We start from the raw sequence: 22583 nt of genomic DNA on the forward strand, positions 1-22583 counted from the left end.
ATCGACTGACCACGCCTCAACACCCGCATCACACACCCCAATCACTCAGAGTGTTGCCACGTTCCCTTGAACCCGCCACGGGATGCTGCGCCCACTCGACGGGATGCGACGCCCACTCGACTGGATGCGGCGCCCTCTCGACGCCTGCCGCCTATCGAGCTCCGTCCCCCGCTGATCGAGCCTCGCCTCCGGCCGCTGATCGAGCTCCGTCGAGATCACCGAACGCCGCAACGGCATCCGCATCGTCGAATCCCGCGACGTCGCCGATCACGACGATCGCGGGGGGCTTGAGCCCTTCGCGCGAGGCGGTCTCGCCTGCATGGGAGAGGTCGGTGCGGATGAGGCGTTGGGTCGGCAGTGATCCGTTCTCGATCATCGCGACGGGGGTGTCGCCGGGCTTGCCGCCTGCCAGGAGCGCGTCGGCGAAGACGTCGACTCGTTCGACAGCCATCATCAGCACCAGCGTTCCGCGTAGCTGTGCGAGCACCGACCAGTCGATCAGCGAATCGGGATGCCCGGGCCGGACGTGCCCAGAGGCGATCACCACCTCGTGGGTCACACCTCGATGGGTCACGGGGATGCCTGCGGAACTCGGCACGGAGATCGGGCTGGTGATGCCGGGGACCACGGTCACCGGCACGCCCGCGGCCACGCACGCCTGCAACTCTTCGAAGCCGCGACCGTAGACATACGGGTCGCCGCCCTTGAATCGCACGACGAACTTGCCCTCTTTCGCCTTCGAGGTGAGGACGTCGTTGATGGCCTCCTGCTTCATCGCCCGCCCGTAGGGCACCTTCGCGGCGTCGATGATCTCCACTTGCGGACCGAGCGAGGCCAAGAGCTCCGGCGGCGCCAACCGATCCGCGACGACGACGTCGGCAGCCATCAGCAGTTTGAGTCCGCGCACGGTGATCAGGTCGGGGTCGCCAGGGCCACCACCGACGAGCGCGACGCCCGGCGGGTGCGGTTGCTCGTCGACGTCGAGTGAGCCGTCGGCCAGTGCCCGCGAGATCGCGGCGCGCAACGCCGCCGACAGCCGGTGATCGCCACCGGCCAGTACCCCGAACTGCACGTCGCGGTGGCGACCGGAGGCCGGGGTGACAGCACTTCCCCACCGCGCTTCGTCGGCCCGCACACAGAACGTGTGCCGACGCTCCGCCTCCGCGACCACGGCTGCATTCACGTCGGGATCGTCGGTACACGCCATCGCGTACCAGGCTCCGTCGAGATCGCCGTCGACGTAAGCACGTTTGTGCACGACGACCCCGGGAAACGACTCGACGGCGGGCGTCGGGTCAAGCGCCACAACCTCGACCTGTGCGCCGGCGGCCACCAGATTCGGGAGTCGACGCTGCGCAACCGACCCACCGCCGACGACAACCACCTTGCGGCCGTGCAGATCGAGCCCGGCGAGATAGTGGACGTTGTCGCCACCGTTGTCTCTATCGTTGACGCCACTGTCTTTATCGTTGACGCCACCATGGCCTGCGGACGCATCGACTGACATGGATGCCGATCCTACCGATGCGTTGACCGCTTGGCCGGTCAGGTGGACTCGGCTCTGCCGGTCAGGCGAATCCCGGCTCTGCCGGTCAGGTGAATACCGTCTACTTCTGACAGAGTCCGCTGTACAGGGTCAGACCCTGCCCGTGGTTTTTGGCTTTGCTCCGGCCGACGGGTCCGCCCGATGGCTCTTGCACCCACGCACCGGTGCTGCTGAGTCCGGGCATGGCTTCGCTCTTGTGTGCGCTGTAACGGGTTTCGCCGTCGACGGTGAGAACTCCGTCGAGCACGTCGATATGGGCAACGGTGGCCCAGTAGGAATCGGCACTGTTGCCGACGTAGACAAGGATTTCGTCGGCGTCGGGTCCGGGCAGACCGTCGTGACCGGCACGCCCGTACCGGATCGCGACGCGGGGCCTGCCGAACTCGTCGATGGCACCGGTTCCGTTGTCGACGCTCTGATAGACGTTGACCAGCAAATCGCCATTCTCCGTCGGGCGCACCCGAACCTGTTCGGTGGCAGGCTTGTTGCCTGCCCCGGGACCGAGGCTGTCGCCGAGGTGATGCATGAACGGCCACACGCCGAGGTCGCCCTGGTGTCCGGCTTCGCCACTGATGACGACGAACTCGTTGGTCTCCTCATTGCGACAGAAGAAGTAGACGTCCAGATCGCCTGTGCCGTAACGCTTCACATGTCCCTTGCGGTCATATGTCGCGCCGCGGCCATCCCATTCGAGACCCACGGTCAGCACCCAGTTCGGATCGCCCTTGCTCTTACGCAGGTCGATGCGCGCGGTCTTGTCCGCGCTGTCCTTGGTCAGCGACACCGACACTTTCGTCATGTTGATGGCCGGCGCGGCGGGCGGCTGCGGAGTGGGCGCGGGTGCGGACGGGGCATTCGCAGCGGCTGGGACGCTCGGTGCTGTTGTGGGACTCGCCGTGCCTCCGACGGGCTCATCGACGGAGATCCCGAACTCGGTGGCCAGTGCGGCCAGCCCGCGGTCGTAACCTTGGCCGATGGCGTCGAGTTTCCAGTCCGTCCCACGGCGGTAGAAGGCCGCGATCTGCACCACGGTCTCGCTGGTGAGCGCACCGGGCATGAAGGAGAGGTCTTGCGACGCCGATGTCACCGCCGCGCTGAACTGGCCGCTCTGGCCGAACGTTGTGCCCTGGGCTTCGGTGCTGCCCACGATGACGATGCGGTCGACGTCAGCCGCCACGGCACCGAGGTCGACGTCGATCTCATCGTCGGACACCAGACGCACGCCCGGAGCCTGCGGATTGTTGAAGAAGACGAAATCGTCATCAGTACGGACCCGGCCGTTGGCGCCCAGCAGCACCGCCGATACGTCGATCGTCGGCCCGCTGCTGCGGATGCGGATCCGATAGGTGCGATCTGCCAGCGCTGTCTTGGACCCTTTGATCAGTGGGGAGCTCACACCAGCGACCGTACTGCCCGCCGGACGAGCGCTCGGAGGGGGATGGCGCCGCTCTTCGTGATCGCCACGCCCTGATCGTCGGATCTGCTCACAGTGCAGAACCCGCCGACCTTACAAAGGCAGCTCACCGACGCGCCGGACGTAGGACCACACGTCCGCGGCGGGCACCCCGAGTCGGTGTGCCGCGGACTGCAGCAACGCACCGAGGAGGATCGACGAACAGTACTCCCCTGCAGCGGAATCCGTTGCGTGGGTGCGGATCTCATTCCAACGGGTCGGGTTGTGCAACGTGGCGGCCTCGGCCATCATGATCGCTTCGTCGAAGCCCTCGGGGACGTCGCGCTGCTCCGGAGTCTCACGCTCGCACGCGCCGCAACATCCGTCGCAGTCCCGTGCCCCGGCATCGTCCGCAGGCGAGATCGCCAGTGCCAGCCTGTTGTCGATCACGGTCACGCCCCTGCCCTCGCCTTCTTGGCCTCGCGCTCGAGTGCGCGTTCGCGGGCGCGCTCGAACTTCTCGACCTTGACGTTCATCTCTTCGAGATAGTCGGCCAGCTTCTCCCGGTACATCTCACCCAGCGGGCCGAAGTCGTCGCGCTCGAAGATCCGCCACTTGCGCAGCACCGGCATGACGACTTCCGAAAGGTGTTGCGGCAGATCGTAGATGCCACCCTTGGCGATCAACACCGCATTGCGTCGGAAGTTGGGCATCGTCGCGCCGGGCATCTGGAAATTCGACACGATGCTGTAGATCGCGCACATCGCCTGATCCGGAACCAGGTCGAGGGCGCCGGCAACGACGTTGCGGTAGAAGAGCATGTGCAGGTTTTCGTCGGCGGCCACCCGCTGCAGCATGCGGTCGGCGATGGGGTCGCCGCATGCCTTGCCCGTGTTGCGGTGGCTCACGCGCGTCGCGAGTTCCTGGAAGCTGACGTAGCTCACCGCGAACAGCATGTCGAAGCTGTGGTCACGCTGACCGTCGTCCTCGGGAAGCGGATTGAATCCCGATGTCATGTGCGCCATGCGGGTCTCTTCGAGTTCCACCGGGTCGACGCCGCGGGTCACGACGAGGTAGTCGCGCATCACCGTCGAGTGGCGCATCTCCTCGGCGGTCCAGCGCCCCACCCAGAAACCCCAGGCGTCGTCCAGGGAGAAGTTCTCCGCGATCACCCGGTGATACGACGGCAGGTTGTCCTCGGTCAGCAGATTGGTGATCATCGCAGCCTTCGCGACATCGGAGAGCTGCGACTGCTCCGGATCCCAGTCGACGCCGCCGAGAGCAGCGAAGTTGCGCCCCTCGTCCCAGGGCACGTAGTCGTGTGGATGCCAGTCCTTGGTCATCTTCATGTGCCGCTCGACCTCGGTCTCGCACACGGGAAGCAACTCCCGCAGCAGATCCGATCCGGTCATTCCGGTGTCGCTGGTTGCTGGCCCGATGAGGCTCGTCACTGTCTCTCCTCGTCTCGTCGTCGACGCCGCGCGTGGCGGTGCGTCGTCGGATTGCGCTCGGCCCGACCACCGACCTCCCCCGACAGATACCCACTCTCGCGTGTGACGCAGGGGGCGTGAGTGAGACCAAAGTCCCGAGTGGATGGGGACCGACGTCGCGTGCTCGAGTGCGACCTGCGGTAATTTCGGTGCATGCATTCCGAAGGTCAGCCGGCTCCCGCAGCGTCAGATCCCACGGCATCGGTTCCTCCCTCGCCGGACGCGTCGAGCGTTCGCGTCTTTCTCGTCGACGACCACGAGTTGGTGCGTCGAGGTCTGCGTGACCTGCTCAGCACCGCCGACGACATCGAGGTGGTCGGCGAGGCCGCATCGGTCGGCGAGGGTCGCGTCGGCATTCTCGCCGCCAAACCCGATGTCGCGGTCCTCGACGTCCGGCTCCCCGACGGCAACGGCGTCGAATTGTGCCGCGATGTGCGTGCCGCCGAACCCGAGATCCGCTGCCTCATGCTCACCAGTTACGCCGACGACGACGCACTGCTCGCCGCGGTCCTCGCGGGTGCATCCGGCTTCGTGCTCAAGCAGATCCTCGGCCATAACCTGATCGCGGCGGTGCGCACCGTCGGACGGGGCGGCTCCCTGCTCGACGACCGTTCGACCGCAGCACTGCTCGCCAAGCTGCGCGACGGGAAGAACAAGCCGTCCGACCCTCTCGCAGAACTCACCCATCAGGAGCGCGAGGTGTTCAACCTCATCGGCGACGGGCTGACGAACCGTCAGATCGCGCAGCGAATGTTCTTGGCGGAGAAGACGATCAAGAACTACGTCTCACGTATCCTCGCCAAGCTCGACATGCAACGACGCACCCAGGTCGCGGTGATGGCGACCAAGATCCGCGACGGCAAGGCCTGAGCCACTAGGCGAGCGGCACCGACCAGGTCAGCGTCGTCCCCGACGAACGGCCCGGTGCCACACGAGGATTGGTGACGACGGTGAAGGTTCCGTCGCATTCCTCTGCGCGGCGCGTGAGGTTCTCCAGGCCCCGATAGGTGACGTCGGTACCGATGCCCACCCCGTCGTCGGTGATCTCCACCGACAGCACGTCGTCGGCACTCACCGACACCGAGATGTGCTCGGCGTGTGCGTGGCGCAGCGCATTCGACAGTCCCTCGCGCAGCACGGCATCGATGTGTGGCCCCAGCGTGTCGGGGACAACCGTGTCGACGGGGCCGTCGAATTGCACGCTCGGCGCGATCGGCGCGTGGACCGAGAGTTCGGACACGATGTCGAGGACACGACGCCGCAACGTCGCGGTGTCGTGGTGTCCGGAGACGGTCTGCAGGTCGAAGATCGAGGTGCGGATCTGCGCGATTGTGCGGTCGAGGTCGGTCATCACCTGTTCGAGCCGCTCGGCACGCGCGGCGTCGTCGAATCGTCCCACCGAACCGGTGCCACCTGCCGCGAGCATGGTCTGTATCGACATACCGATCGCGAACAGTCGCTGGATGACGTGGTCATGCAGGTCGCGGGCGATTCTGTGGCGGTCGGAGAGCACCTCGAGGTCGCGCGCGACCTGCTGTTGCTCCGCGTACACCATCGCCAACGACGCTACTTCGGAGACTCCGGCGAGACCCGACGCCTCCTCGGGCTCCCACACCGGCTCGTCGGCATGCGTGATCACGATCCATCCGAACGCCCCCGAGGCGCGCGCCAGCGGCTGCACCGTCGCCCAGCGGGCGCCGCGTCGGCCGAGAGCGGGCGAGAGATCGGCTATCGGCACGATCGACATCCCCGTCCCCGCCGGCGCCGAGAAGTCCGCGGGATCGATCTTGAGCGGGCCGCCGGTGTGACCGCTGAGCACGATGTCGTCGCCGCTGTCGGTCTCGTCGCTCAGGATGAGGACGTCCGTGGCACCGACCAGGTCCGCCACATCTGTACACATCCGAGACAGCGTGTCCTCCAACGCAATTCCCGAGAGCGGCTCGGAGCCACGACGCACCAGCACCTGCATCCACCGCTGCCTCGTGCGTGAGCTCTCGAACAACTGCGCATTGTCCACGGCGATTCCGGCGGCTACCGCGAGCACCGCGATCAGCGCCTCGTCGAGCGCCGAGAACTCGTCGGCGCCACGCTTCTCGGTCAGGTAGATGCGGCCGAAGTTGGAGCCGCGGATGATGATCGGAGCACCGAGGAACGTCGTCATCGGCGGATGGTTCGGCGGAAAGCCCACCGACGCAGGGTGTTTCGCCAGATCCGGGATGCGCAGGATGTTGGGGTCGTTGATCAGGACCCCGAGCACGCCCTTGCCGACCGGCAGCGACCCCATCACCGACCGCTCTTCCGGAGTGATCCCCGTGTACACGAACTCCGACAACCCTCCGTCGGGACCGCGCACACCCAACGCGCCGTAGCGAGCGTCGACGACTCCGACGGCGACCTCGACGATCCGCTGGAGGGCTTCGTCGAGATCAAGTCCTTGCCCGACAACGAGCACGGCCTCGAGCAGATCACGCAGGATCGCCGGATCGTTGACGCCGTGTTCGCGCAGGATCTCGAGCACCTGCGCAACCTTGCTCCCCGCCATCACATCTCCTTCGACTCGCAGGCGTGCACAAACCGCGCGATGGACGCCGGCACCGCCGCCGGGTGGACGTGCAGATACGACGCGTGGACATTCGACGTCGCCACGCCGTGCACACCCGGCGCGCCGTGATGGTCACGCCACGCCCACGCAGGCGAACCCGCGTCGAGTTCGACGACGCTGCGGTGGAATTCGTGACCGGTGACCCGTTCACCCGCCCGGTAGAGCGCCGAATCCGACACCGCCACGGCGTCGCGATATCCGAGGGTGAGCGAGGGGCCGAATCGGCCGACCGCATCGATGACGCCGGTCATCGGATACCCGTCGAGTTCCCGCGTGAGGTACAGCAGACCCGCGCACTCACCGTGAATGGGTCCGCCTGCGCGGTTCAGCGCCGCGATGTCTTCTCGCAGTTCATGATTGGCCGCCAGTTTGTCTGCGTGTTCCTCGGGGAATCCACCTCCGACGACGAGTCCTGCTGTGCGCTCGGGCAATCGGTCGATGAGCGGATCGAACTCGACGACCTCGGCGCCTGCCGCGCGTAACAGCTCCGCGTGCTCGGCGTACCCGAAGGTGAACGCGGCACCCGCAGCGATCGCGACGACGGGATTGCCAGAGTGGTGACCTGCGCATTGCGCGCCCCCTCCCGCGTCTGCGATGGCGTCGACCGCCGACCACGGCTCCGACAGCGTGGCGCCTCCCGATTCCGCGAGCGCGACGATCGCCTCGAGATCCAGTGCTGCGCCGACCATCTCCGACATCGCGTCGACAGCTTCGACGGCCTCGACCGACCTCTCCGCGGCGGGGATCAGCCCCAGGTGGCGAGAGGGCACCTGAAGGCGCGAGTCCCGACGCAAGACCCCGAGGACGGGCATCCCGACTCGCGCACACGCCTGTCGCAGCACCGCCTCGTGTCGCGGGGAGCCCACCCGGTTGAGCACGACACCTGCGATCCGCACCGACGGCTCGTAGCCGACGAAGCCGTGGAGCAGTGCGGCTAGCGACTGACTGTGACCCGCGGCGTCTACGACGAGAACGACCGGTGCGTTCAGCAGTGTGGCGACATGCGCGGTCGAACCCATACCGATCGGGTCCATCTCGGCGGCATCGTCGGCGGTGATCCTGCCGTCGAAGAGTCCCATGACTCCCTCGATGACCGCGATGTCGGCGTCGGCAACTCCGGCCGCGAACAGGGGCCCGATCAGGTCGGCTCCGACCAGGTTGGGATCGAGGTTGCGACCGACACGTCCCGCGGCGACCGCGTGATAGCCGGGATCGATGTAGTCGGGGCCGACCTTGAACGGCGCGACGCGACGCCCCGCCCTGCGTAGCGCGCCGATCAACCCGGTACTCACGGTGGTCTTACCGCTACCCGACGATGGCGCGGCCACGACCACTGCGGGGATCGACGTCATGTCGCCCTCGCCACGCGGCTCACCACTCGATTCCCTTCTGGCCCTTGCGTCCAGCATCCATCGGGTGTGCGACCTTGCGCATCTCGGTCACCAGGTCGGCGGCGTCGACCAGCGCGGCGGGAGCACGACGTCCGGTGATCACCACGTGTTGGCGACCGGGTCGGTCGACGAGTGTGCGTACGACCTCGTCGGTGTCGATCCATCCCCAGTCGAGGGGGTAGGTGAACTCGTCGAGCACGTAGAAATCGTGCTGCTCCTCGGCGAGACGACGGGCGATCTCGTCCCAACCGGACCGTGCAGCCGCGGCGTGGTCGTCGGCGACGTCGGCATTGGCGCGCAGCCACGACCAGCCCTGCCCCATCTTGTGCCATTCGACGGGCCCGCCGATGCCCTGTTCGTTGTGGATCTCGCCGAGCGCGGCCATCGCCGACTCTTCTCCCACACGCCATTTGGCGCTCTTGACGAACTGAAAGACCGCCACCCGCAGGCCGGCGTTCCATGCGCGCATGGCCATCCCGAACGCCGCCGTCGACTTTCCTTTGCCGTCACCGGTGTGCACGGCGAGTACCGGCTGTTGTCGACGCTGCCGCGTGGTCAACCCATCGTCGGGGACCGTCTGCGGAACACCCTGGGGCACAGTAACTCTCCTACTCTCGCGCGGATTCGGATCAGGCGGCCGACGCGCGCGACGGGCGCCGGTCGGTCACGGGAACCGACAACGCCGCCACCGACAGGTCGTCCATCCGCATCATCTGCGCTCCGAGGCGCACGGCAAGATCCGCGGCGAGTCCGAGCCGGACCACGCCCTGCTCACAATCGACGACGACACTGTCGATACCGTCGCGCCGAATTCGCTGCGCCGCAACGGATGCGCGCCCCGCAGCGTCGGGTCCCGCGGTGGCCCTGCCGTCGGTCAGCACCACGAGCAGCGGTCGACGTCGGGGCTCGGCACGGCGGGCACGCTCGATGACACGCTGTGCCTCGATCAGCCCTTCCGCCAACGGGGTTCGGCCACCGGTTCTGATGTCGGCGAGCCGTCGCACAGCGATATCGACGGATTTCGTCGGCGGCACGGCAAGTTCTGCACGCGATCCGCGCGCCACGATCACCGCGACCCGATCGCGCCGGGTGTACGAATCGCGCAGCAGGTCAACGCATAGGCGGCTCACGGCGGCCAGTCGCCTGCGTGCCGTCATCGACCCGCTCAGGTCGACGACGAACACCACCAGATTGCCCTCCTGCCCGATGCGTTGTGCCCCACGAAGATCGACCGGTGCGACCGATAACCTCTCGGGCATCGTCGATACCTCGGAGGTGGCCACCGAGCGACCTGCGGCGCGCAGCACTGTCCCGAAGAGATGAATGGGCCCACCGTGCGCGAAGTCGGTGTCGGACACGGTGTGTCCACGACGACTCCGTGCGCGTGAGCGCTTACCCGGATCGCCATCGCCGACGCCGTCGGCCCGCAGGCGACGCATGCGCACACCGGAGCTCGACGCCGCGGTGCCGAACATCTGGCCGCGCGGCGGCTGCTGCGACTGCCCGGACACTTCCTGCTCGACCGGCTCGTCACTGGAATCCTGTTGTGGGCCAGCGGGATCTGAGTCAGCGGGGGACCCGTCGAACTCCTCGCGCCGCTCGGGCGCGGGAGCACCGTCGGGCCCATCCGGGTCGGGCTCCGGCTCGTCCGGTGGACCCGCGGCGTCGTCGCCTGCCGACAGCGCGTCGTCGAGTTGCTGCTCGGACATGCCCGACTCGTCGAAGGGATCTCGTCGACGACGATGCGGCAGAGCGAGTTCGACGCCGACGCGCACATCCTCCTCGGTCACCGACGTGGCCCCGCGCAGTGCCGCGTGTGCGGCCGCGGTGCGCGCGACGACGATGTCGCCGCGTAGGCCGTCGACGTCGAGGTGTGCGCAGATGCCTGCGATGCGTCGTAGTTCTCGTTCGCTGATCTCGACGCTCCCCACGGACCCGCGCGCGGCGGCGATCCGGTCGGAGAGTACCCGCTCGTCGTCGGCGTACCGTTCGACGAAGCGATCGGGGTCGGCGTCGAAGTCCATCCGGCGTCGAACGACCTCGACACGCTCGTCGACCTCACGCGCCGCGGTGACGTCGACGGCCAGCCCGAATCGGTCGAGCAGTTGCGGACGCAGTTCTCCCTCTTCGGGATTCATCGTTCCGACGAGTACGAAGTCGGCCGCCTGGGTATGTGAGACGCCGTCGCGTTCGATGGTCACCCGTCCGCTGGCCGCGGCGTCGAGCAGCACGTCGACGAGGTGGTCGGCCAGAAGGTTGACCTCGTCGATGTAGAGCACTCCCCCGTCGGCACGGGCAAGCAGGCCAGGCGTGAACACGGCCTCGCCGTCGCGCAGTACGGCCGTCAGATCCAACGAGCCGACGACGCGATCCTCGGTGGCACCGATGGGGAGTTCGACGACCCTGCCCGCCGACGACGCGCTGACACCCTCGTGTGCCGAGCCCTCATGTGCGATCAGTGGTCCGAGTCCGCGCACGATGGTCGATTTCGCTGTCCCCTTCTCGCCGCGGATCAGCACACCACCGATACCCGGCGACACCGCACACAGGATCAACGCCAACTTCAGCCGCTCCTGCCCGACGACCGCGCTGAACGGATACCGGGCGGGTATGGCGGCGGTGCTCGCCGGAGCGGCGACAGCGTGCCTGCCGCTCATGAGCGCACGTTTCTGGCATGCCGGATCATCGAGACGTGCGGGATGCCGTCCTCCAGGTACTCCTCGCTGTCGACGACGAAACCGAACTTCGCGTACATGTCGATGAGATAGCTCTGCGCCTCGATACGGCACGGATGCTCACCGACCTCGGCGAGCGCTGTCTCGATGAGACGCGCGGTCATGCCCTCGCCTCTGCGAGAACGGTCGGTGCACACGCGCCCGATCCGATACAGCTCGCCGTCACCGGGCGCCCCGGAATCCTCCAGGAGCCGCAACGTCGCGACCACACGCCCCTCGTCGTCGGACACCCAGAGCTGGCGGGTGGCGGGTTCGAGATCCCGACCGTCGAGCTCCGGGTACGGACAGGACTGCTCGACGACGAAGACGTCGACGCGCAATCGCAGGATGTTGTACAGCGTCTCGACGTCGAGGTCGGCCGTGTAACTGCGATGAAGCTGCCCAGAGGTCATGGTGTCGTGACTATCACACCGACAGCACGCACGTCACAACTCAGCCTGCCGGCGCGGGCTCGACGTCGGCGTCGGCCGGAGCATCGACGGTATTGCGACGCAGTTCGAGACTGTTGCTGGTCCAATCCCAGACCTGGTGGAACAGGTCGGCGTTGTCGGAGAGCTTCTTGCCGAACGACGGGATCATCTCGGTGAGCTTCGGCGTCCAGCGCTCGAAGTCGGCCGGGAAGCACTGCTCGAGCACCGAGAGCATCGCCGGAACCGCCGTCGACGCACCGGGCGACGCGCCGAGCAAACCAGCGAGCGTGCCGTCTCCGGCAGCGACGACTGCCGTGCCGAACTCGAGCTTTCCGCCGACACCATCTTTGTTCTTACGGATAACCTGCACGCGCTGACCTGCGGTGATCAGCTCCCAGTCGTCGCCGATGGCGCGGGGCACGAACTCCCGCAGGGTGTCGACGCGGTCGGCGGAGCTCGCGGCGAGCTCGCCGATGAGGTACTTGAGCAGACCGAATTCCTGCGGTGCGATCGAGAGCATCGGCAGCACGTTGCCGGGCTTGACGGTGCTCAGCAGGTCCGTCATCTTGCCGCTCTTGAGGAACTTCGGCGACCATCCGGCGTACGGCCCGAACAGCAGACCCTGGCGATGGTTGATGACACGGGTGTCGAGGTGCGGCACCGACATCGGCGGCGCGCCGACGGCAGCCTGGCCGTACACCTTGGCGTGGTGCTCTTCGATGAGCTCGGGATTGTTGCAGCGGAAGAACTCGCCCGAGACCGGGAAGCCGCCGAAGCCCTTGGCTTCCTTGATGCCGGACTTCTGGAGCAGGTGCAGCGCACCGCCGCCCGCGCCGACGAACACGAACTTGGCGTGCACGGTCCACTTCTCGCCGGTACGGACGTTGCGTACCTTGACGATCCAGCTTCCGTCGGACTGCTTGCTCAGGTTGGTCACGGAGTGACCGAAGTAGATGTCGCCACCCTTGCCCACAAAGTTGAGGAGCTTCTGGGTGAGCGAACCGAAGTCGACGTCGGTGCCCTCGGTGAACCAGTTCAACGCGACCGGATCGGAGAAGTCACGACCCTGCGACATCAGTGGGAGTCGCGCGCTGAACTCGCCCGGATCGGTGATGTACTCCATGCCCTCGAAGAGAACCTCCTTCGAGAGCGCGTCGTAGCGCTTGCGGAGGTAGTCGACGCCCGCGTCGCCGTGAGTGAAGCTCACGTGCGGAATCGGATTGATGAACTCCGAAGGGCGGGAGATGATGTCGTTGTCGACCGCGTAGGCCCAGAACTGTCGAGAGACCTGGAACTGCTCGTTGATGGCGATCGCCTTGGTGATGTCGACGCCACCGTCTGCGGTCTTCGGGGTGTAGTTGAGCTCGCACAACGCCGAGTGGCCGGTGCCCGCGTTGTTCCACGGGTCACTGCTCTCTCCGGCCGCGGCATCGAGCCGTTCGAAGAGGCTGATCGTCCAGTCAGGCTGCACCTGCCGCAGCAGCGCACCGAGGGTGGCACTCATGATGCCGGCGCCCACGAGCGCAACGTCCGTCTTGATCACCGATTCAGACAACTCGGACCCCACTTCAGACTCCACTCGACAACACTGTCTTGTGTTGCGGAGGACGAATCCTCGTCCACGTCGACCATTGTTCCCCATGAGTGTGTGTGCGCCCGAATCGCCTCCGCCAAGTGTGGGCCGGATGACACTTGCGTGCGCGCGTCGCACGCGCCTTTACAGTGGAAATCGTGACTGTGTCCCCAGAGTCGGCCGCTCGGCAGTCGACCTCCTCGGTGCAAGACGGTTCCGCTGACCGCGATTCCGGTTGGCAACCCGACGGTTTCCTCGACCACTACGAGGTGCGGACGTTTGACCTCGGTCCCGACCCGGACGGCGAGGGTTCCATCACCGCGACCCTGGTTCGCAAGCCGACCGCCCCGGCGGCCGCAACCAAGGGCGCCGTCCTCTACGTCCACGGATTCACCGACTACTTCTTTCACGAGCCCCTCGCCGATCACTTCCACGACCGCGGGTACGCGTTCTACGCGCTGGATCTACGCAAATGTGGACGGTCCCTGCTCGACGGGCAGACTCCGCATTTCGTCCGCGACCTCGCGGCCTACGACCTCGAGCTCGGACTCGCACTCGACGCCATCGCCGACGACTTCACCCCTGACACGCCGGTCCTGGTCGCCGCGCACTCGACAGGCGGGTTGATCACCCCGCTGTGGCTCGATCGGCTCCGCGCCACATCGCCCGAGCGCCACGCACGCGTGTCCGGGCAGCTGCTCAACAGTCCGTGGCTCGACCTGCAGGGCAAGCCCGTGCTGCGCACCTACCCGGTGACAATGCTCATCAAAACCCTTGCAGCCGTGCGGCCGTTCGAGACACTCACCCGCGAACTCTCGGCGGCGTACGGAGAGAGCCTGCATGTCGACTCCCACGGAGAGTGGGCATACGACCTCACGAAGAAGCCACTCGGCGGCTTCCCTGTCACGTTCGGATTCCTCAACGCGGTCCGCTCGGGTCAACGCCACCTTCATCACGGCATCGACGTCGGAGTGCCGACGCTCGTATTGCGCTCGGACGCAACGAAGTTCGCCAAGAAGTATTCACCCGCCGTCGATGCGGCCGACGTCGTTCTCGACGTCACGCAGATCGCGCAGTGGAGCGGCAGCCTCGGCGGTCACGTCACGATCGCCCCCATCGCCGGTGCACGCCACGACGTGTTTCTGTCCGTCGAGTCGGCGCGCACACAGGCCTACACCGAGGTCGATCGGTGGCTCGACACCATCGTCGACCCCTCTCCCGCGAGGAGCGCATCGTGACCGCATCACACGACACCCGATCAGCCACGCAGACAGTCGATCTCGCCATCATCGGGAGCGGAAGCGGTAACTCGATTCCCGACGACCGCTTCGCCGAGAAGCAGATTGCCATCTTCGAGGAGGGCATCTACGGCGGCACCTGCCTCAATGTCGGGTGCATCCCGACGAAGATGTTCGTCTACCCCGCAGAGATCGCCGACATCGCCTCCGACGGTGACCGTTTCGGCGTTCATTCCCGGGTCGAGGGCGTCGACTGGCCGGCGATTCGCGACAGGGTGTTCGGGCGGATCGATCCCATCTCGACCGGCGGGCTGCAGTACCGCGAACTCGAATGCGACAACATCACCGTGTACGACTCGCACGTCGAATTCGACGGCCGCGACGACGACGGGCTGTACCGACTCGTGACCGCCGACGCGTTGGTACTCGCCCGCGAGGTGGTGATCGCGGCGGGTTCACGTCCGGTGATACCGGCGGGCATCACCGAGTCGGGCGTCACCTACCACACGAACAACGACGTGATGCGACTCCCCGACCTTCCGCGACGCATGATCATCCTCGGAAGTGGTTACATCGCAGCCGAATTCGCGCACGTCTTCGGCTCGCTCGGCACACAGGTCACGATCCTGGCGCGCGGTCCGAGGCTGCTCCGCAAACTCGACGCCGAGCTGTCGACACGGTTCACCGACATCGCGAGCGCCAAGTGGGACGTTCGGCTCGAGCGCGACCTGGTCTCGGCCGAGAATCTTGCAGACGGCGGGGTCCGACTCACCCTCGGCGACGACGAGATCGTCGAAGCCGACGTCCTTCTCGTGGCGACCGGGCGAGTATCCAACGGAGACCGACTCGGCATCGAGACGATCGGCCTCGACCTGACCGACGACGGTCGGGTCGACGTGGATTCGCACGGTCGTACCGGTGCGCGTGGGGTGTGGGCACTCGGCGACGTGAGTTCGCCGTTCCAGCTCAAGCATGTGGCCAATCACGAGGAACGCGTGGTGGCCACCAATCTGCTCAAGGGTTGGGACGCACCAGATCTCGACACCTTCCAGCACGACGTGGTGCCCGCGGCTGTGTTCACCCACCCGCAGGTTGCGGCGGTGGGCATGACCGAGTTCGAAGCACGCGACGGCGGCCACAACATCGCGGTCAAGGTGCAGGAGTTCGGCGACGTCGCATACGGCTGGGCGATGGAGGACACGACCAGCGCATGCAAGGTCATCGCCGACCGCGCGACCCACCGCTTGCTCGGAGTCCACATCATCGGCCCACAGGCGCCGACGCTCATCCAGCCTGTGATCCAGGCGATGAGCTTCGGCCTCGGCGTCGAAGAGATGGCGCGCGGTCAGTACTGGATTCACCCGGCCATGCCGGAGGTTCTGGAGAACGCGCTGCTCGGCTTGGAGTTCTGAGGCGAGAAAATCTCGTCAGAACACCACCGAGCGCAGCGAGGTTTGTCAGAACACCACCGAGCGCAGCGAGGTTTGTCAGAACACCGCCGAGCGCAGCGCGATCTCGCTGGCCAACTCCTTCGCGGCCTTCTGCGGAATCCAGTGGTCGATGCCGGGCAGTTCACAGAACCGGTAGTCGCCGTAGACGTAGCGGCCACTCCCCTGCGCCTGCGCCCGGCCGAGGGCGGTGTCGCCGTCGCTCCACACCAAGGTGGTGGGGATCTCGATCGGCGGGCACGAGAGCGTCGCGGCGACGTCGCCGGTGAAATTGGCGCGATACCAGTTGAGTCCCGCCGTGAGCGCCCCCGGTTCGAGCAGCGGTGCCAGTTCTTCGGCCGTCACACCTGCGCGACGCAGCAGCACCCCGTCACGCGCCAGGAGCATCTCCTCGGCACCCTCGGCGATGAAATCCTTGATGTACGCCGACTTCTCGCGCTGATCGTCGACGGCGTCCGGGTCTTTGATCGCATCACGCATCGCCGACGGATGGCCCGTGCTCGCCACGACCAGGCCGGTGAACCGGTCGGGGTGCTTACCTGCGAGGTGCCAGGCGACGATTCCACCCCAGTCGTGACCGACGAGAATCGCGTACGGCACGTCGAGCGCATCGAGTACGCCGAGTGCGTCGTCGACGAGTGCCTCGAGCCGGTAGGCCTCGACCCCCTCGGGACGCGCCCCCGGGCTGTAGCCGCGCTGGTCGACCTGGATGGTGCGCAGACCGGACTCGTGCAGGCGGTCGGCGACGTCGTCGTAGCAGGAGCTGTTCACCGGGAACCCGTGCAACAGCAGCACCCAGGGGCCGCGGTCAGGACCGCCGACGCGAACGTCGAAGGTCAGGTCGCCGACTGTGATCTCGCGCCGCTCAGTTTCCACTCCACCAACCCTAGCGGCGGGATCGCCGCTGAATCAGCGGGTTGAGCCGGGTCACAGGTTGCAAATCTCACTACTCACCGATGCGTCGGCAACCACTCACCGGTTCTCGCCCAGGTAGTGGGCTATCGTCGGCGCCCGTCGCGGTGCGCCGCTGCCGATGATGTCGCAGATCGCGGCCATGTCGAGGTGTGCTGTCACCAGGTCTGCCATCAGATCGAGTTGCCTGCCCCGGATCGCGGCGATGTCGGTGTCACCTGCCGGTTCAAAGTGTTTACCCGCGACGGCAGCGACCTCACGCAGGTAGTGGCGCCTGAACTCGTTCGACGCCAGCAGTCCGTGCCAGTGCGTGCCCCTTATCGCGTCCCGGCGGGCACCCTCCGGACCCTGCTCGTCGTCGTCTATCCACGACGCTTCCGACGAGTCGACGACCCTACCGTGGTGGATCTCGTACCCGGTGACCTCGACGCCGTCGACGACGCCGGTCGTCGTGCGCAGCACCTTCTCCGGCTCGAATCGCACGTCGACGTCGAGCAGACCGAGACCGTCGACAACGGCCCCACCAGAGGATTCGACCGAGTCGACGATCCGTCTGCCCAACATCTGGAAGCCACCGCAGATACCGAGGATCGCGCCGTGCCGCGCCGCGCGTTCAGTCAACGCGACGTCGAGGCCGCGTTCACGAAGCCACGCGAGATCGGCCACGGTTGCACGGGTTCCCGGCACGACGACCAGGTCTGCGGCGCGTACCGACGCCGGGTCGGCGACCCAGGTGACATCGACACCCGGCTCGCAGGCGAGTGCCTCGACGTCGGTGGAGTTCGAGATACGTGGCAACCGGATGGCTGCCACCGACAGCCGCTCGGACGCGCCCTTGCCTGTTCTGAACGCACCGGCAGCTTCTGGCGGGCCGACACGGCGCCCCACCGGCGCGGCCAGCGAGTCCTCCGCGTCGATCCACAGGTCGTCGACATACGGGAGCACGCCGAGGGTCGGGCGACCGGTCAGCGCGCCGAGGGTGTGCAGGCCGGGGTCGAGGATCGTCTGGTCGCCGCGGAACTTGTTGATGACGTACCCGGCGACCAACGCCTGGTCGTCGGGATCAAGGATCGCGGTGGTGCCGAACAGGTGCGCGAGCGATCCACCGCGGTCGATATCGGAGACGAGGATCACCGGAAGGTCTGCCGATCGCGCCAAACCCATGTTGGCGATGTCGGAGGCGCGGAGGTTGATCTCGGCGACCGATCCTGCGCCTTCGCAGATGACGACGTCGAATTCTGCACGCAGAGAGGCGAGTTCGTCGGCGACCACCTCGCGCAGCTCCGCCCGTCTCGTGAGGTAGTCCCGTGCACCCACATCGCCCGCGGGCCTGCCGCGGACCACGACGTGCGAACGTCGGTCGCTGCCGGGCTTCAGCAGCACCGGGTTGAATCGTGTCGACGGTGCGAGTCCGCACGCTGTGGCCTGTAACGCCTGCGCACGACCGATCTCACCGCCATCGAGCGTGACGACCGAATTGTTGGACATGTTCTGCGCCTTGAACGGCGCGACCCGCACACCCTCGCGCACGAGCGCCCGACACAATCCGGCGACGACGAGGCTCTTACCCGCGTCAGAACTCGTACCCCCGACGAGAAGCGCTCCGCGTAACTCCGTCACCGGCTCACCCTATCGGGGTGCTCCATCGGCACGCGTCGGAGCGAGATCGCCGTCGTCGAAGCGTCGATGCGCGTCCTCGACGTCGGGCACGTGATCCTCCGCCCACGCCCGCACCGCGGCCAGCGGCACCAACAATGACCGTCCGAGATCGGTGAGTTGGTACTCCACGTGCGGCGGCTGGCCACCGAGGTCGAGGCGGTCGACGAGTCCGTCGTAGTGCAGGGCCCGCAGCGTCTCCGTCAGCACCTTCGGGGTGATGCCCTCGATATGCGCCTTGAGCGCACTGAAGCGCATCGGGCCGTCGGAGAGCGCGGTGATGACGAACACCGTCCACCGCGCCCCGATCCGGTGCAGCACAACCCGACTCGGACACGTCGCCGCCATCACGTCGTACGCCTTGGCCATCTCTTTCCTCTCACCGCAGTTCGCGCTCCCGGCACCGCTAGACGCCTCGATCTGCGCTGGTCGTCGACGATTTCGTTGAAGATACCGGTATCAAATCCATACCGTTGTCGGTGTTCAGCTTACCGATCTGAAGGGACCACGCCATGAGCGCACACCTGTCCGGCACCACCGTCCTCGTCGTCGGAGGTGCCAAGAATCTCGGTCTGGCGATCGCACGCCGAGCCGACGCCGCCGGAGCGTCGGTGATCATCGGCGCGCGTGACATCGATTCCGCGGAGAAGTCGGCTGCAGAGCTTCGCGACGCACGCGGGATCGCGTTGGACGTCACCGACGAGCAGTCGATCGCCTCGGCCGCCGCCGAACTCGGGGCCGTCGACCACATCGTGAGTACCGCCGCGGCACATCACAATGTGCCCGTCGCCGAACTCGATCACGATGCGACGGCCAGGGCGTTCGACGCCAAAGTGATCGGACCGATGTTGCTGGCCAAGCATTTTGCGCCGCTGATGCCGCCGAGCGGATCGATCACCCTGTTCTCCGGTGTTGCCGCGTGGAAGCCCGCGCCGGGCTACTCGGTCATGGGCATCACGAACGGAGCGGTTTCGTTCGCGGTCAGCCATCTGGCCAACGAACTGAAACCCATTCGCGTGAACGCGATCTCGCCCGGAATCATCGACTCCGGAACCTGGGATGCGATGCCCGACGCCGACCGAAGCGCGTTCTTCGACGGTGTCGCGGGAGGCAATCTCGCCGGACGCGTCGGCACCGTCGACGACATCGTCGACGCCGCCGAATGGCTGCTCACCGCCGGATTTGTGTCCGGGGAGACCATCCACGTCGAAGGCGGGGCGCGCAGCGCCTGATCGGCCGACACCAACGTCCAGGACGCAGTCAGTGGGCTTCGGCGATGATCGAGCGCTGCTTGTTGAACATCGTCGCGAGGTTTCCGGTGGTTTCCGAACTCGTTGTCGACGCGGTGGAGGTGCCGAACACGTCGTACTGCTCGATGAACACCACACCGCGCTCGACGCCGATCACCATCGCCGAAGCAAACTTGAGTGTGGACTGAACATCGTCGGCCGAGCTTGTGATGGTCATCGCATGGTAGGAACCGTTGATGCCGGAGATCGTCAGTGGTGTGACGTTGATGTGGACTTCCGTGCTGGTACCGAAGCCCGTCACCGTCGCCGTGAAGGTCTCGCAGGTGCTCATGAGTTGCTCGAGGTCGGACGTCAACTGGGGATCCGCAGACTTCTCGACTGATGCCGAGTAGCTGGCCAACGACCCTGACGCGAGATCGCCGAGTGTCTGCATCCGCGCGGCACCGTCGCCACTGGCGGAACTACCGTAGGCCAATCGTTTGCATTCCGGCTTGTCCACGGTGAGCGAGTAGTCGGTTTTGTCCTTCTCGCCTGACTCGCCATTCGAATCGGCGAAAGTGCCTCCCGCAGCGGGGAAATCGGACTGAGGTAGGAGCAACGCGGCGGCTGTGGCCGTCGGCATCGGCTTCCCGCGCTCGCCGCCGAGTGTGAATACCAAAACCACAGCAACGATCATCACCACGACGATCACCGCAACCGCGCCGGCCGCGATCCACCATCCCTTCCCCGTCCGACGCTGCGGCCCGGGCGGAGTGCCGCCCTGCTGCGGGGCGTACGGATTGCCGGGCTGGCCGGGGTACCCGGGATAGCCCGCAACGGTCGCGCCGAAGGGGGTTTGAGCGTTCTGGGGATGACCGAACTGGGGTTGGCTGTGTTGCGGCTGGCCGTACGGGGTTTGACCGAACTGGGGATGGCCGTATTGCGGCTGGCCGTATGGGGTTTGGCCGTATTGCGGTTGACCGTATTGCGGTTGACCATCCTGCGGTGGACCGTATTGCGGTTGACCGCATGGGGGCTGGCCCACGTCTCGACTCCTCACACCATCACAAGCGCCATCGCCTGATCCGGGCGAAACACTACGCGTCGGGAATCGTCAGAACCTCGGCGCCGTCGTCGGTGACGACGAGCGTGTGCTCGAACTGTGCGGTCCACTTCTTGTCTGCGGTGACGACGGTCCAGCCGTCGTCCCACATCTCCCACGGCAGGCCGCCGAGGTTGATCATCGGTTCGATCGTGAACACCATGCCGGGTTCGATCACGGTGTCGACGTTGGGCTGGTCGTAGTGCAGCACGACGAGCCCGTTGTGGAACGTCTCGCCGATCCCGTGTCCGGTGAAATCACGAACGACGGTGTAGCCGAACCTGTTGGCGTAGGCCTCGATCACCCGTCCGATGACGTTGAGCTCGCGACCGGGCTTGACCGCCTTGATCGCTCGCTCGGTGGCGATTCTGGTGCGCTCCACCAGATCCCGCACCTCCTGCGAGACATCGCCCGCCAGGAACGTCGCATTGGTGTCGCCGTGCGCGCCGTCGATGTACGCGGTCACGTCGATGTTCACGATGTCGCCGTCTTCGATGACCGTCGAATCGGGGATGCCGTGACAGATGACCTCGTTGAGAGATGTGCAGCACGACTTGGGAAAGTCTTTGTAGCCCAACGTCGATGGGTATGCACCGTGGTCGATCATGTACTCGTGTGCAATTCGGTCGAGTTCGTCGGTCGTGACACCGGGGGCCACAGCCTTGCCCGCCTCGGCGAGCGCGTTGGCGGCGATCTTCGACGCCACACGAACCTTCTCGATGACCTCGGGGCTCTGCACCCACGGCTCGTGGCCCTCGTTGACGGTCGGCTTCCACACATATTCGGGACGCTCGATGGAGTCGGGCACCTGACGGAGGGGTGTCGGCTTTCCTGGTCGAAGAGCAGTGCGCACGGTCATACCTCCAGACTAGGCTCCGTGATCTCGACCAGTTCGTGGGGCGCCCACGACGGCCACTGCGCGGTGCCCGCGTGGTCGCCGTCGACGAAGCGCGCGACGATCCGCGTGATGTCGGGAGCCGAGTTGTCGTACACGGTCGCGTGATCGACCATGCCGATCGCGGCAGACACCAGAGCCCACAGCCGCGTATACCTGCCGCGGATCTTGTCCTCCGGCACGAAATGCCCGCCTTCGACGACCCGTTCGGCGACACGTGCCACCGACAGATCGACGGGAACGAGTACGACGTGGAGGACCACGACGTAGCCCGATCGTCGCGCACGGGTGATCAGGTGCAGCTTCGACGGATGAGAGAAGACGGTCTCGGCGACGAACGACTCGCCCTGCTCGATCAGCGTCTCGCGGATCGTCGAGGCGATCCGGGCTGCCTCATAGGAGTGCGCCTCGGGGGCGTCGGGCCAGCGCTCGCGGGCGATCACGTCGGCATTGACGAACACGCTGCCCGGTAGGAGCGGCGCGAGGCGCTGCTCGACGAACGTCGTCTTACCAGCACCGTTCGGCCCGACGACGAGGTCGAGCCGCTTCACAGAACGATCTGCGTACCGTCAGGCAGATGCTTCACGACGCGGCCCTGGTCGTCGAGTGCGACCGTCGCGAGACCGCGAGCCGCACGATCGGCGACGTGATTGCCGGTGGCGAGCGACTCCTCGAGCGATGCGGCGATCTCCGCGTTGAACACCGCCCCCTCCTCGATCGACAGATCGCCGAGCGGGAGCCGTCCGGCGAGTGCGGCCTCGACTCGACGGCGGGCGACCTGCCGCTGGTCGGACACCTCACGACCGACCCGCACCCAGTGCTCGAGTTGCTGTCGCGCAGAGCGCTGTTCGCGTCGACCCTCCGACGCCGCGGCGTCGACGAGCTCCGATGAGAAACGAGTTACCTTGTCGGCGACGTTCGCCATGTCTCCTCCTGACCTCGAAGTCTCGTCCTGACCACAAA

The 22583-nt window shown here is 66.3% G+C and carries 21 protein-coding genes; 4 read left to right on the forward strand and 17 right to left on the reverse strand.

Going from position 1 to position 22583, the window contains the following annotated elements:
- Nucleotides 1-151 precede the first annotated feature (151 nt).
- The 4 genes from cobA to A5766_RS03360 all read right to left on the reverse strand — a co-directional run bounded on the left by cobA (nt 152) and on the right by A5766_RS03360 (nt 4390).
- Nucleotides 152-1507 (reverse strand): uroporphyrinogen-III C-methyltransferase, encoded by a 1356-nt coding sequence (gene cobA, locus A5766_RS03345; RefSeq protein ID WP_231894534.1) that lies wholly within the window; start codon nt 1505-1507, stop codon nt 152-154.
- A 100-nt stretch (nt 1508-1607) separates the two neighbouring features.
- Entirely contained in the window at nt 1608-2942 is a 1335-nt protein-coding gene (locus A5766_RS03350) for a TerD family protein (protein ID WP_005204895.1), read from the reverse strand.
- A 111-nt stretch (nt 2943-3053) separates the two neighbouring features.
- Nucleotides 3054-3395, reverse strand: a complete 342-nt coding sequence (locus A5766_RS03355; protein ID WP_005204898.1) for a hypothetical protein — start codon at nt 3393-3395, stop codon at nt 3054-3056.
- Entirely contained in the window at nt 3392-4390 is a 999-nt protein-coding gene (locus A5766_RS03360) for an acyl-ACP desaturase (protein ID WP_064864085.1), read from the reverse strand. Before A5766_RS03360 ends, A5766_RS03355 begins: the two co-directional genes overlap by 4 nt.
- Before the next feature lie 192 nt (nt 4391-4582).
- Here A5766_RS03360 and A5766_RS03365 point away from each other — a divergent pair, with 192 nt between their 5' ends.
- A complete protein-coding gene (locus A5766_RS03365) occupies nt 4583-5299 on the forward strand; it encodes a response regulator (protein ID WP_005204902.1) in 717 nt (238 codons plus the stop codon).
- Between the two features lie 4 nt (nt 5300-5303).
- On the opposite strand, the gene A5766_RS03370 is transcribed toward A5766_RS03365, so the two are convergent.
- From A5766_RS03370 to mqo, 6 genes are read right to left on the reverse strand one after another with little or no spacing between them, the layout of a single operon-like run.
- Nucleotides 5304-6971: a GAF domain-containing sensor histidine kinase gene (locus tag A5766_RS03370; protein ID WP_005204904.1), complete on the reverse strand. Its 1668-nt coding sequence runs from the start codon at nt 6969-6971 to the stop codon at nt 5304-5306.
- A complete protein-coding gene (locus tag A5766_RS03375) occupies nt 6971-8383 on the reverse strand; it encodes a cobyrinate a,c-diamide synthase (protein WP_005204906.1) in 1413 nt (470 codons plus the stop codon). The genes A5766_RS03370 and A5766_RS03375 overlap by 1 nt, the downstream gene beginning before the upstream one ends.
- A 19-nt stretch (nt 8384-8402) precedes the next feature.
- Nucleotides 8403-9020, reverse strand: coding sequence for a cob(I)yrinic acid a,c-diamide adenosyltransferase (cobO, locus tag A5766_RS03380; RefSeq protein WP_005204908.1), 618 nt, complete (start codon nt 9018-9020; stop codon nt 8403-8405).
- A gap of 31 nt (nt 9021-9051) precedes the next feature.
- Nucleotides 9052-11079 (reverse strand): VWA domain-containing protein, encoded by a 2028-nt coding sequence (locus tag A5766_RS03385; protein WP_005204910.1) that lies wholly within the window; start codon nt 11077-11079, stop codon nt 9052-9054.
- Nucleotides 11076-11549, reverse strand: a complete 474-nt coding sequence (locus A5766_RS03390; RefSeq protein WP_064866827.1) for a GNAT family N-acetyltransferase — start codon at nt 11547-11549, stop codon at nt 11076-11078. Before A5766_RS03390 ends, A5766_RS03385 begins: the two co-directional genes overlap by 4 nt.
- Nucleotides 11550-11589: 40 nt before the next feature.
- Nucleotides 11590-13122, reverse strand: coding sequence for a malate dehydrogenase (quinone) (gene mqo, locus A5766_RS03395; protein WP_039855196.1), 1533 nt, complete (start codon nt 13120-13122; stop codon nt 11590-11592).
- A gap of 176 nt (nt 13123-13298) precedes the next feature.
- On the opposite strand from mqo, the gene A5766_RS03400 reads away from it, so the two are divergent.
- Both A5766_RS03400 and A5766_RS03405 read left to right on the forward strand, forming a co-directional pair.
- Nucleotides 13299-14378 carry an alpha/beta hydrolase gene (locus A5766_RS03400; RefSeq protein WP_373278534.1) on the forward strand — a complete coding sequence of 360 codons (1080 nt, stop codon included), beginning with the start codon at nt 13299-13301 and terminating at the stop codon, nt 14376-14378.
- On the forward strand, nt 14375-15790 hold the full coding sequence (locus A5766_RS03405; protein ID WP_064903441.1) for a mycothione reductase: 1416 nt from the start codon (nt 14375-14377) through the stop codon (nt 15788-15790). The genes A5766_RS03400 and A5766_RS03405 overlap by 4 nt, the downstream gene beginning before the upstream one ends.
- 75 nt (nt 15791-15865) lie before the next feature.
- On the opposite strand, the gene A5766_RS03410 is transcribed toward A5766_RS03405, so the two are convergent.
- From A5766_RS03410 to A5766_RS03420, 3 genes are all read right to left on the reverse strand, one after another.
- Nucleotides 15866-16702, reverse strand: coding sequence for an alpha/beta fold hydrolase (locus tag A5766_RS03410; protein WP_005204920.1), 837 nt, complete (start codon nt 16700-16702; stop codon nt 15866-15868).
- A gap of 96 nt (nt 16703-16798) precedes the next feature.
- A complete protein-coding gene (locus tag A5766_RS03415; RefSeq protein WP_064866831.1) occupies nt 16799-18358 on the reverse strand; it encodes a cobyric acid synthase in 1560 nt (519 codons plus the stop codon).
- A gap of 9 nt (nt 18359-18367) precedes the next feature.
- The gene (locus tag A5766_RS03420; protein ID WP_049697106.1) at nt 18368-18763 is read right to left on the reverse strand and encodes a winged helix-turn-helix transcriptional regulator; all 396 of its coding nucleotides are present in this window, start codon (nt 18761-18763) and stop codon (nt 18368-18370) included.
- Between the two features lie 143 nt (nt 18764-18906).
- Here A5766_RS03420 and A5766_RS03425 point away from each other — a divergent pair, with 143 nt between their 5' ends.
- Nucleotides 18907-19626 (forward strand): SDR family oxidoreductase, encoded by a 720-nt coding sequence (locus tag A5766_RS03425; protein WP_064903444.1) that lies wholly within the window; start codon nt 18907-18909, stop codon nt 19624-19626.
- A gap of 28 nt (nt 19627-19654) precedes the next feature.
- Here the strand turns inward: A5766_RS03425 and A5766_RS03430 are convergent, their stop codons facing one another.
- From A5766_RS03430 to A5766_RS03450, 4 genes are read right to left on the reverse strand one after another with little or no spacing between them, the layout of a single operon-like run.
- Nucleotides 19655-20668, reverse strand: coding sequence for a hypothetical protein (locus A5766_RS03430; protein ID WP_082965434.1), 1014 nt, complete (start codon nt 20666-20668; stop codon nt 19655-19657).
- Between the two features lie 52 nt (nt 20669-20720).
- Nucleotides 20721-21584 (reverse strand): type I methionyl aminopeptidase, encoded by an 864-nt coding sequence (map, locus tag A5766_RS03440; protein WP_039855175.1) that lies wholly within the window; start codon nt 21582-21584, stop codon nt 20721-20723.
- On the reverse strand, nt 21581-22171 hold the full coding sequence (locus A5766_RS03445) for a zeta toxin family protein (RefSeq protein WP_005204928.1): 591 nt from the start codon (nt 22169-22171) through the stop codon (nt 21581-21583). Before A5766_RS03445 ends, map begins: the two co-directional genes overlap by 4 nt.
- The gene (locus tag A5766_RS03450; RefSeq protein WP_005204930.1) at nt 22168-22545 is read right to left on the reverse strand and encodes a TA system antitoxin ParD family protein; all 378 of its coding nucleotides are present in this window, start codon (nt 22543-22545) and stop codon (nt 22168-22170) included. The genes A5766_RS03445 and A5766_RS03450 overlap by 4 nt, the downstream gene beginning before the upstream one ends.
- Between the last annotated feature and the right edge of the window lie 38 nt (nt 22546-22583).

Origin of the sequence: Gordonia sp. 852002-51296_SCH5728562-b, from assembly GCF_001665475.1 — a bacterium.
GTDB classification, from domain to species: Bacteria; Actinomycetota; Actinomycetes; order Mycobacteriales; family Mycobacteriaceae; genus Gordonia; species Gordonia sputi.

Excerpts from the sequence above, each read along its gene's own strand:
- cobA (WP_231894534.1), bottom strand. The coding sequence starts at position 1,507 with ATGTCAGTCGATGCGTCCGCAGGCCATGGTGGCGTCAACGATAAAGAC.
- A5766_RS03365 (WP_005204902.1), top strand. The coding sequence starts at position 4,583 with ATGCATTCCGAAGGTCAGCCGGCTCCCGCAGCGTCAGATCCCACGGCA.
- A5766_RS03370 (WP_005204904.1), bottom strand. The coding sequence starts at position 6,971 with ATGGCGGGGAGCAAGGTTGCGCAGGTGCTCGAGATCCTGCGCGAACAC.
- A5766_RS03375 (WP_005204906.1), bottom strand. The coding sequence starts at position 8,383 with ATGACGTCGATCCCCGCAGTGGTCGTGGCCGCGCCATCGTCGGGTAGC.
- A5766_RS03385 (WP_005204910.1), bottom strand. The coding sequence starts at position 11,079 with ATGAGCGGCAGGCACGCTGTCGCCGCTCCGGCGAGCACCGCCGCCATA.
- A5766_RS03390 (WP_064866827.1), bottom strand. The coding sequence starts at position 11,549 with ATGACCTCTGGGCAGCTTCATCGCAGTTACACGGCCGACCTCGACGTC.
- A5766_RS03420 (WP_049697106.1), bottom strand. The coding sequence starts at position 18,763 with ATGGCCAAGGCGTACGACGTGATGGCGGCGACGTGTCCGAGTCGGGTT.
- A5766_RS03425 (WP_064903444.1), top strand. The coding sequence starts at position 18,907 with ATGAGCGCACACCTGTCCGGCACCACCGTCCTCGTCGTCGGAGGTGCC.
- map (WP_039855175.1), bottom strand. The coding sequence starts at position 21,584 with ATGACCGTGCGCACTGCTCTTCGACCAGGAAAGCCGACACCCCTCCGT.
- A5766_RS03450 (WP_005204930.1), bottom strand. The coding sequence starts at position 22,545 with ATGGCGAACGTCGCCGACAAGGTAACTCGTTTCTCATCGGAGCTCGTC.